Here is a 6,746-nt window from a genome sequence, read left to right as displayed (position 1 = left end):
AAGAAAACGTGGAAACATCACACTAAAGGAGTGGATAAAACCGGGTGCTGTCATATCAATTCCTACGATGGCTTTAGCTGCAATGCTGGTGTACCTACAGATACCACTGATGACATGAGACAAAAATGAAAAGGTTTGAAAAAATAATTCTACTGGTGGTTAATCTTAACACTCGATACTATGTTTCTGAACTAATTTTTTACTAACGAATTTCTTTAATTCAATTATAATAAAAACAACAAGAGACACTCCAATTATTTTCAACCATGATTCCATTCCAATTGGATGACTATGGAAAATTTCATTCATTATTGGAACATATGTAAAAGTAATTTGTAATAGAATCATTACTGCAACTCCGACGAAAATTAACTTGTTTGAAAGAAGTCCTATTTTCAAAATAGATTTAGTTAAGGATCTACAGTTAAAGAGATAAAATATCTCTATCATAACAATTGCATTTACCGCAATAGTTCTTGCCTCATCCACTGTGTTTCCGTCCTTAATTGACCACTCAAACAATCCATAAACTGAAATCAGAATACATGCACTAACAATTACTATCTGAATCACCAGATCTCTTGTAAGAATAGGGGAATTTGGGGGACGAGGAGGACGGTTCATAACATCGGGCTCTTTTGGCTCAAAGATAAGCATGGTTCCTAGCGCCAGTACAGTGGTCATATTTATCCATAAAATCTGTACTGGAAGTATTGGTATGAGAAGGCCAGTGAAGATGGATGCCAAAACTACCAATCCTTCCCCAAAGCTTGTAGGAAGTGTCCACGTGATAAATTTGATTAAGGTATCTAGAATTCTTCTTCCTTCTTCTACTGCTGCCTTTATTGATGCAAAGTTGTCATCAGTCAAAATTACATCAGACGCTTCTTTTGCAACATCAGTACCAGTGATCCCCATTGCAATTCCTACGTCTGCCTGTTTTAGGGCAGGTGCATCGTTTACTCCATCCCCAGTCATGGCAACAATGTTTCCTTTGGATTGAAGTGCCTTTACTAATGAGAATTTTTGTTCTGGCAAAACCCTTGCAAACACATCTGTTTTATCAACAGTTTCAACCAATCTATCCTTAGGACATTCCTGCAATTCTTGTCCAGTAATCGCAATTATATCTGTCTGGTTTTGCCCTGAAGAGGAGCAGCGTATGCCAATCTGTTTGCCTATGCTAGTTGCAGTTTTTAGATTGTCTCCAGTTATCATTTTTACCTTTATGCCTGCATTCTGACATTCTTTTATTGCCTCAATCACCTCAGGTCTTGGAGGATCCAGCATTGCCTGAAAACCTAAAAAAACAAGTCCGTTGTCGACATCTGAGATTTCTATTTTATGATTTGCTATTTTCTTTTTGGCAAGAGCTAATACTCGAAGCCCTTTTGATGCCATTGTATCTGCAATTTCATTTAATTTTGATGTATCAATATCAACAAGATTGTCATGTGCACCATCACGTTCATCTTTTGACTGATGTGAAGACATTGCAAGGATTTTTTCGACAGACCCCTTGACGTATACTATCTTGTCATCTCCCCTACCATGCAATGTTGCCATAAATTGAAGATGAGACTCAAATGGAATCTGATCTATTCTATAAAGAGACTCCGACGAAGAATGTTTAAGATCTACTTTGTGTGCTGCAGTGATCAAGGCTACTTCCGTAGGATCCCCTTTGGCTTCCCAACTGCCATTTTTTTGTATCAAATCAGAATCATTGCATAACAGTCCAGCAATGAGGCATTCTTTTAATGTCTGATGTTCTTCGATACTGATTTTGACTTTATTGTATATGATCTCACCTACTGGCTGAAATCCAGTACCTGATACTTCAAAGAATTTACCACCTGCATAAATTTGAGATACAGTCATCTGGTTCTCAGTTATGGTTCCGGTCTTGTCTGAGCATATTACTGTGGTACTGCCAAGTGTCTCTACTGCTGGAAGTTTTCTTATTATGGCGCTTCGCTTTGCCATATGGCCAACGCCTACTGCAAGAGTCACAGTCATTGCAGCTGGTAATCCTTCAGGAATTACTGCAACGGATAAAGCAACCACTTCCATGAATAATTCAGTTAGTGTCCTATGTGTAAATAAAATACCAAAAATAAATGTCATAGCAGACAAACCAAAGATGGCATAAAGGATCTTTTTACTAAAATAAGATTTTTTCTAGTTAAAGGAGTCTCAAGATCTTCTGCCTTAATCATGGTTTGGGATATTTTCCCTGTTTCAGTATCATCTCCAGTGATAACTACTATCCCAACTCCATAGCCATTTGTAACCAAAGTTCCACCATATGCCATGTTTTTTCGTTCTGCAAGCATGGTGTTTGGTGAAAAAACATCAGTCAGTTTTTTGACTGACATTGATTCTCCAGTCAAGATCGATTCGTCAATCTTCAAATCTTTGGTATGATATAGACGCATGTCAGCTGGAATTTTATCCCCAGAACGAAGTTGCACTATGTCCCCTGGAACTATATGTTTTGAGAGCAATCTTGTTTTTTCACCTTCTCTAATTACGACATTCTCACTTGTTACAATTCTAGAAAGAGCTTGAATTGCCTTGCTTGCTTTATGTTCTTGAATAAAACCTATTGCAGCATTGGCTATCACAACTCCAAAAATTACTCCTGTGTCTACCCATTCTTGCAAGATTGCAGTTATGAAGCCAGCAATGATTAGAATCAAAACTAGTGGCTGTTTGAATTGCAAAAGAAATGAGATTATTTGATTTTCTCTTTTTTGAGCAGATATTGTATTCTCTCCAAACTTTTTTAGTCGATTATTTGCCTCATTCAAACTTAAACCTTGTTCGATATTGGTTTGAAGCATATCTGCAACTTTATCAGAAGCCAAAGAATGCCATTGAATGTTTGACAAATCTTGCATTGTTGTAATCTATCATGAATATAGATAAGATTATTGAAAGAAAACCAAATTTGATATTCATAAAATATCGTTATATTAGTAATTCTTGATATTATAAGGAATTGAAAGACTCAAAGAAGATTTCAGAAAATGGGTTTTCTCTTTACAATAATTTTCTTGTAAATTCACTTAACTTTCAAATGAAATACAGTACTATCATTTTTGATTCTTGGTTCAAGGCCCTGAAATCTGCTTCTAATTTACAAAATCCAACAGGTAAAAATATTCAAGATAAAATTAGAGGTAATTTTGATGCAGAGATAAGCGCTGGTTTGAAAAAAACTGATTTCTCAAAAGCACTATCGGATTTTATTAATTCATACACACAGTTGGCACCTTCAATATATCGTGATAAACTGTATAAGCAATTTGAAGATGTAATCAGCAATTATGATCGTATGGTAGAGCCTCTCAGGGATGTAGTAGATAGAACACCATCTGAGGTAATTCCAATGAGAGGTAGATTCGAGGTTCATCATTACAAAACAGACTCTCCACAAAAATTCAAGACACCAATTTTAGTGGTGGGTTCTTTGATTAACAGACATTACATATTGGATTTACTTCCACAAACAAGTGTAATAAGACAATTTCAACAGTTAGGATTTGATGTGTATGCAACTGATTGGAGAATACCCACAGTCCAAGACGAGGCCATGTCACTTGAAAGCTATGCACATGACTATCTTGAAAATGCAGTAGACACAGTCGAAGAAATCACCGGTTCTAGAAATGTAATTTTATTTGGATATTGTTGGGGTGGAATCTTATCGTTGATCTATTCTGCATTACATCCTGAAAATGTCAAAGCTTTGGTTTTGCATGCAACGCCGGTTGATTTTGATAAATCCCCTGCAGTACTTGAAGCATGGATCAAAGAGTTTGATGTTAAAAAATTTGTAAATACATTTGGAAACGTCCCATCATCGTTTCTCAATATAGCATTTTGGTTACGTAATCCATTAGAAGCTGCTTCTAAATACTCATTTTACTTTAGCCAGGTTAGGAGTGCAAATGAAATCAAACAGTTTTTGGCAGTAGAGTATTGGCTTTATGATAGCGTACCAATTATTGGAAAGGCTTTTGAGCAGATCATAAATGACATTTACAAAAATAATTTACTTATTCAAAACAAGATGATGCTAGGAGATGATCACATAGACATCAAAAAAATTACCATGCCTGTGTTGAACATTGTTGGAACAAACGATGATCTGGTTTCAGCAGAATCTAGCAGAACAATCACAAATGTAATTGCCAGCAAGGACAAGAAAATTCTAGAATTTCCAACAGGTCATGTAGGATTGTGTATTAGTAAGACCGCCCACAAAAAACTGTGGCCCGAGGTTGGCAAGTGGCTTATAGAACATTCTGCTTGAAAAATTATGTTATTAAAAAAGCCAGAAATCTATTTTACAACCAATACTGGAACCTTTGAATTATTCACTATTCCATGCGCAACACTGCCAACATAGTTTGCCTTAGGTGATCCAAGTCCTCTTGAACCTATAATTATGACATCAAATTTGTTCTTGCTAGCAAATCCTACTATGGTATCAACTGCATTTTTTGAGGATGCAATCTTTTCATTAAATTCTATCCCATGACGAGCTGCACTGGTCTTTGCGGATTCCATGAATTTTTTTGCAATTTTGCTTAATTGTACTCGGTATGATTTTATGTCAATTTCATATGATGGTGGAAATTCCGGTAATACATGAATTCCTGTGATTGTTCCTTGTGACTGTCTTGCTAGGGATATGGCCTGATTCAATCCTCGTATGGAGTTTGGAGAACCATCTATTCCAACGAGTATTTTCTTGAATCTATTTTGAAGCATTTAATCTAAGTACCTCTTTAGAGAAATAATATGTTAAGTTTGAATTTCAAACTTGAAATTAAGGTAAAAAATAAAATTAGTTGTTTTTATTTGTAGGTGTTTACCATGGATATTTAGATAGAATTAGTTCAGAAAATCCAGCCATATTGTTGTCGATTATTTTTAAATTCTTTCTTTTTCCAAATATTTTGGTTAAAATTTTGACAATTTGATCCTAGTATCAGATAGTAGTACTGATAATTTCTTTATACGATATTCAAGTATTTGTTGTGATAATAGCCCAACTGGAAAGAATTAATTTGAGTAATAGATCAGTGCACGGATCAAAAAATTATGGTTTTTTCAAACAATGATTTTTCTTTGTTAATGTCGCTGGCTTGAATAATACTCTCCAGACAGGGTCTAGAAATTTTATTGTTTGTGAATCCTGACATTCTTTTTTCCTTTTTGCATGAAAACATACCAGTTTTCATCAAACTTTATCTCAGTAAAGCCTTCTTTTTCTAGAAATAATTGTATGTCTTGCCATCTTGGTTCTGGAAAATCCATCATGATTACATATTATTGATATAAAAAATAAAAATTATTGTACAGAGACTGATTTTTTTGCCTGTACTTTTGTTGGTTTGGATTTGGGCAGTGTGATATCTAATACACCATCTGTGAGCTTTGCCTTTACTTTTCCTGATACGACATTCTCAGACATTGGCAGTGTCCTATAGTATGAGACATGGCTTCTCTCTTTTCTGAGATAGTTCTTTTTCTTTTCTTCTGACTCTTCTTTATGTTCGGCTGAAACCTCCAATGAATTATCAGTTACATTCAGTTTGATGTCTTTTTTCTGGATTCCAGGCACATCCATCTTTACTCGAAATTGATTGCCTTCATCTATAACATCACAAGATGCCTCTGGCATTTTTGGCATTGATATTGATGGAAATAACGAGAATGCCTTTTCCATGTCCTTTCTCAGGTTTTCAATTGATCTGTCAATATCAGACCAACTTGATGACCAGAATGGAGCCAAACTTGATTCTTTTTTTACGGGTTTTGTTGCCATAACCAGAAAAAGAATTTCCATGTACTTAATTGGAATATTTGATTTTCTGATGTGAGAATGATGAATTGATAGACTTGATTTGTTAACACTGTGATTTCTTGACTCATGTCAATCACACAGAGTATTCCTTTTTTCCAAATAATCATTACATACTGTAGTACTGTCTTCTTCATTCAAAATAATTAGAACATTGCTGCTAAAACATTTGTGACACATACCACGTAGTCTTCTATCTGTAAAAGGCAAGGGAGGAGGTATGCCCGGAATGGATATGTGATTCCTTTCCTTTTTTCTTTTATTAATTAACGATATTTTTTCAGAAAGAAATTTGTTTTCTGGATGACAAACCAAAAATAAAATGTCTCTCTATTTTTTTAGTAAAACAAGTCTTTTGAAGATGTTTGTGATCAGATACAAAAGATGGGAATCATTGGCAGATAAAATTAAAGAAATTTTAGACATGTGAGATACCTGTAAAGTAACAATGTTTCAAAGATTATTTCATTCTGAAAATTTCATAATGTCATTCAAATCACCATATATTGGTATTCAACATAAAAAATTGTTAAAATAAAAAAGAAAAATTAATTTCTGTTAGTTTGAGTCTCTAGCAACATTGTATTGACATCAATTATCATACATGCAGGATGACTCATCTTTTCTGTCACTATTCCACAAGTATGACAAAACAGTCGCGTTGGCTCATCACAGAACTTACATCTTCGTTCTACTTCTAGTTTTGAATTACAAATTTTACATGATCTGTTCTTCATGGGGTATTATGCGACTTAATTAATTTAAACAATATGAAAATTAGACAAAACTAATTAGCTCGCTCTAATTTTTCCAAACACATGTTTTTCAAAATAATAACAAGTGAAAACCAAAATTGAAAATCTTCGAT

5 protein-coding genes and 1 pseudogene are annotated in these 6,746 nt (G+C 34.5%); 1 reads left to right on the top strand and 5 read right to left on the bottom strand.

Features of this window, described 5'->3' with window-relative positions:
• Window positions 1-168 precede the first annotated feature (168 nt).
• Window positions 169-2,880: pseudogene (locus tag OEW78_RS09370) on the bottom strand (HAD-IC family P-type ATPase); the annotation flags it as partial.
• Between the two features lie 202 nt (window positions 2,881-3,082).
• Between OEW78_RS09370 and OEW78_RS09365 the strand changes: the two are divergent.
• Window positions 3,083-4,321: an alpha/beta fold hydrolase gene (locus tag OEW78_RS09365; protein WP_300327038.1), complete on the top strand. Its 1,239-nt coding sequence runs from the start codon at window positions 3,083-3,085 to the stop codon at window positions 4,319-4,321.
• Window positions 4,322-4,350: 29 nt separating this feature from the next.
• Here the strand turns inward: OEW78_RS09365 and OEW78_RS09360 are convergent, their stop codons facing one another.
• From OEW78_RS09360 to OEW78_RS09345, 4 genes are all read right to left on the bottom strand, one after another.
• Window positions 4,351-4,782 carry a universal stress protein gene (locus OEW78_RS09360; RefSeq protein ID WP_300327037.1) on the bottom strand — a complete coding sequence of 144 codons (432 nt, stop codon included), beginning with the start codon at window positions 4,780-4,782 and terminating at the stop codon, window positions 4,351-4,353.
• A 411-nt stretch (window positions 4,783-5,193) separates the two neighbouring features.
• Complete coding sequence (locus OEW78_RS09355) at window positions 5,194-5,334, bottom strand: hypothetical protein (RefSeq protein ID WP_300327036.1); 141 nt, start codon at window positions 5,332-5,334, stop codon at window positions 5,194-5,196.
• 31 nt (window positions 5,335-5,365) lie between these two features.
• Window positions 5,366-5,842, bottom strand: coding sequence for an Hsp20/alpha crystallin family protein (locus OEW78_RS09350; RefSeq protein WP_300327035.1), 477 nt, complete (start codon window positions 5,840-5,842; stop codon window positions 5,366-5,368).
• A 584-nt stretch (window positions 5,843-6,426) separates the two neighbouring features.
• Entirely contained in the window at window positions 6,427-6,615 is a 189-nt protein-coding gene (locus tag OEW78_RS09345) for a hypothetical protein (RefSeq protein WP_300327034.1), read from the bottom strand.
• Window positions 6,616-6,746: the final 131 nt, after the last annotated feature.

This window comes from Candidatus Nitrosopumilus sp. (assembly GCF_029882185.1).
GTDB lineage: Archaea > Thermoproteota > Nitrososphaeria > Nitrososphaerales > Nitrosopumilaceae > Nitrosopumilus.
This window is presented reverse-complemented; position numbering and strand designations above follow the sequence as displayed.

Excerpts from the sequence above, each read along its gene's own strand:
- OEW78_RS09365 (WP_300327038.1), top strand. The coding sequence starts at position 3,083 with ATGAAATACAGTACTATCATTTTTGATTCTTGGTTCAAGGCCCTGAAA.
- OEW78_RS09355 (WP_300327036.1), bottom strand. The coding sequence starts at position 5,334 with ATGATGGATTTTCCAGAACCAAGATGGCAAGACATACAATTATTTCTA.
- OEW78_RS09360 (WP_300327037.1), bottom strand. The coding sequence starts at position 4,782 with ATGCTTCAAAATAGATTCAAGAAAATACTCGTTGGAATAGATGGTTCT.
- OEW78_RS09345 (WP_300327034.1), bottom strand. The coding sequence starts at position 6,615 with ATGAAGAACAGATCATGTAAAATTTGTAATTCAAAACTAGAAGTAGAA.
- OEW78_RS09350 (WP_300327035.1), bottom strand. The coding sequence starts at position 5,842 with ATGGCAACAAAACCCGTAAAAAAAGAATCAAGTTTGGCTCCATTCTGG.